Source organism: Pseudomonas sp. KK4 (assembly GCF_001984065.1).
Lineage (GTDB): Bacteria > Pseudomonadota > Gammaproteobacteria > Pseudomonadales > Pseudomonadaceae > Aquipseudomonas.
The window spans coordinates 1-3090 of record NZ_LYVP01000227.1 but is presented as its reverse complement, the minus strand read 5'-3'; the positions used below and the strand labels follow the sequence as shown (position 1 = coordinate 3090).

Below are 3090 nucleotides of genomic sequence, written 5' to 3'. Positions count from 1 at the left end.
GTGTGTCAGTCAGTGTATGTTTATCTGACCCACCGCATTCGCGAGCAAGCCCGCTCCCACATTTGTTACGGGTGTATCAAAGCTGACCGTCGCGGTCACGGAACCCCAGCAGGTACAGCACGCCGTCCAGACCCAAGGTAGAAATCGCCTGTTTGGCCGACTGCTTGACCAGTGGCTTGGCGCGGAACGCCACGCCCAACCCGGCAATCGCCAGCATCGGCAAATCGTTGGCGCCGTCGCCGACCGCAATGGTCTGCTCCAGACGCAACCCTTCCTTGTGCGCCAGTTCCTTCAACAGATCAGCCTTGCGCTGCGCATCGACGATCGGCTCGACCGCCACGCCGGTGACTTTGCCGTCGACCACTTCCAGCTCGTTGGCGAACACGTAGTCGATGCCCAGCTTTGCCTGCAATTGCCTGGCGAAGTAGGTGAAGCCACCGGACAGGATTGCCGTCTTGTAGCCCAGGCGCTTGAGTTCGGCGAACAGGGTTTCGGCGCCCTCGGTCAGGCGCAGCGAAGCGCCGATCGAATCCAGCACACCCACGTCCAGGCCCTTGAGCAGCGCCAGGCGCTCCTTGAAGCTGGCACGGAAATCCAATTCACCGGCCATCGCCCGTTCGGTGATTTCCGAGACCTTGTCGCCCACGCCGGCCGCCTTGGCCAGTTCGTCGATGACTTCGGCTTCGATCAGGGTCGAGTCCATGTCGAACACCGCCAGGCGACGGTTGCGACGGAACAGCGAATCTTCCTGGAAGGCAATGTCGACGTTCAGTTCCTGGGCCACGCTGAGGAACTCGGCGCGCAACGCTTGGGGATCGGCCGCTTCGCCGCGCACGGAGAATTCGATGCAACCCTTGCCTTTATCGGCCGGGGTATCGAGCGGCATGCGCCCGGACAGTCGATCGATGTGGTCGATGTTCAGACCGTACTTGGCGGTGATCGAGCTCACGGCCTGCAATTGGCCGGCGGTCACTTTGCGGGTCAACAAGGTCACGATGTGGCGTTTTTTGCCCTGATTGCCGACCCACTGCTGGTAATCCTGTTCGGACACAGGCGTGAAACGCACCTGTTGATCGAGCTCATAGCCCTTGAACAGAATGTCCTTGAGCACTGACTTGCCTTGTTCGGTATCGGGAATTTCAACCAGGATGCCGAACGACAGGGTGTCGTGGATCACCGCCTGACCGATGTCGAGAATGTTCACACCACCCTGGGCCAGAACGCCGGTAATGGCCGCAGTCAGACCCGGACGGTCGACTCCCGTGATGTTTATCAGGACGATTTCGCGCAAGGCGCACCCCCGCAGGTGGAAAAAAACCGCATTCTACCCACTTTCAGTGACCATCGGGCACCGTGAGCGCTTTGCCGGTCTAGGGCCTCTCGCTATACTGCGCGTCAACTTCACGGACAAAAGAGCCGAGCTCAAGTGAACCGGCCCACGCCAGTAAAAACCGATAACTTCTTTCTGCTGATCTTCCGGGCACTGCGCCATCGCCGTGTACCGATTGCATTGCGCATCGCCAGCCATAACGTGATCCTGGTCGCTCTGGCCCTGGTGATCTATGCCGGTGTGATGGGCCTGCAGTTCAAGCAGGCCATGCACGAGCAGGCAGATGCGCTGGGCGAAAGCCTGACCACGCAGACGGCCACCTCGGCCACCGAGCTGTTGGTGTCCAACGACATCCTCAGCCTCAACGTGCTGCTCAACAACCTGACCAAGAACAAGCTGGTGGCCCACGCGGCCATCTACAGCATGGATAACCGCATCCTTGCCGAGGCCGGTCAGCGCCCCAAGCACGGCCTGCTGGGTGAAGCCGAAGGCATTTATCAGAGCAAGATCACCTTCCAGGACGTGACCGCCGGGCAGTTGCGCATCAGCCTGGACATGGACCAGTTCCAGCAGCCGATGACCATCAGCCTGCAGAGCATGGGCATTTTGAGTGCGATCCTGCTGGCGCTGTCCCTGGCCCTGAGCCTGCGCCTGGGTCGGCATATCTCCACGCCGCTCCTGCAATTGCGGGTGTGGCTGCGCCATATCGACGAGTACACCCCCGGCACCGATCGTCAGGACGAAATCGGCGACCTGGCTCGCCAGCTGCACGCCAGTTTCGCTCCGGAACCGGCAGAGCCCGAGCCTGTGCCGGAGCCTGAGTTCGACGACATCGAAGACGACGAGGCCGAGCCGGGGTTCGAAGTGCGCAACCTGCGCGACCCGAGCTTCGACGAAACCCGCCCGATGGCGGCCATGAAAGCGGCACCTCGGCGGGTCGTCAGCACCGTGGAAGATGATGACGACGAAGACGCCTTCGCCGATCTGCTCGACGATGCACCGGACAGCGCAGCCAAGCCGCTGGCCAAACCGGTGGTTTCCAATGTGCCGCAGCACAGTGCGGTTCTGGCGGTGCAACTGGGTTCTCAGGAGCAACTGCGCCGCCTGCCCCGCACGCGCCTGGAAGAACTGCTCAAACGCTATCGCGATTGCCTCGACCAGGCTGCCTCGCTCTACCAGAGCGAACTGCACACCCTGAACGATGGCAGCACGCTGATGCTGTTCCATACCGAAGACAGCGGCGATGACTACCTGACCAACGCCATCTGCTGCGGTGAACTGTTGCGAGCGCTGGGCCACCAATTGCAGATCGAGGTCGCCGACAGCGGCATCACCCTGCAATTGCAACTGGGCCTGACCCTGGGCGACGATTTGTTCGGTCTGAGCCAGATCGACCTGCTGCTGACCGATCCTGCCCAGGACGCCCTGGCCCTGTCGCAACACAGCCGCAACCTGCTGCTGGTGGAGCGCAAGATCAGTGACGACGCCTTGATTCGCCAGCGCGCACGCATTCGACCGATCGCCAGCCCCGAGGGCGCTTGCTGCGTGGAACGCTTGATGGAGCCTTATCCGTCGATGCTGGAGCGGCAACTGGCGCGGATGCATGAGCGTCGGGCGTAAGCCTTAAGCCAGATGTAAAGAAGCCCGCAGACGAGTGATCGTCTGCGGGCTTCTTTGTTGCCCGTCCGGACGCCTTCGCGAGCAAGCCCGCTCCCACAGTTGACCGCATCCCCCTGATGGAACTCGGTCGACTGTGGGAG

The 3090-nt window shown here is 61.7% G+C and carries 2 protein-coding genes; one reads left to right on the top strand and one right to left on the bottom strand.

Going from position 1 to position 3090, the window contains the following annotated elements:
• Positions 1–76: 76 nt before the first annotated feature.
• Positions 77–1291 (bottom strand): phosphoserine phosphatase SerB, encoded by a 1215-nt coding sequence (gene serB / locus B0W55_RS29140; protein ID WP_077049351.1) that lies wholly within the window; start codon positions 1289–1291, stop codon positions 77–79.
• A gap of 135 nt (positions 1292–1426) precedes the next feature.
• Between serB and B0W55_RS29135 the strand changes: the two genes are divergently transcribed.
• Positions 1427–2950 carry an AhpA/YtjB family protein gene (locus tag B0W55_RS29135; protein ID WP_077049350.1) on the top strand — a complete coding sequence of 508 codons (1524 nt, stop codon included), beginning with the start codon at positions 1427–1429 and terminating at the stop codon, positions 2948–2950.
• Positions 2951–3090: the final 140 nt, after the last annotated feature.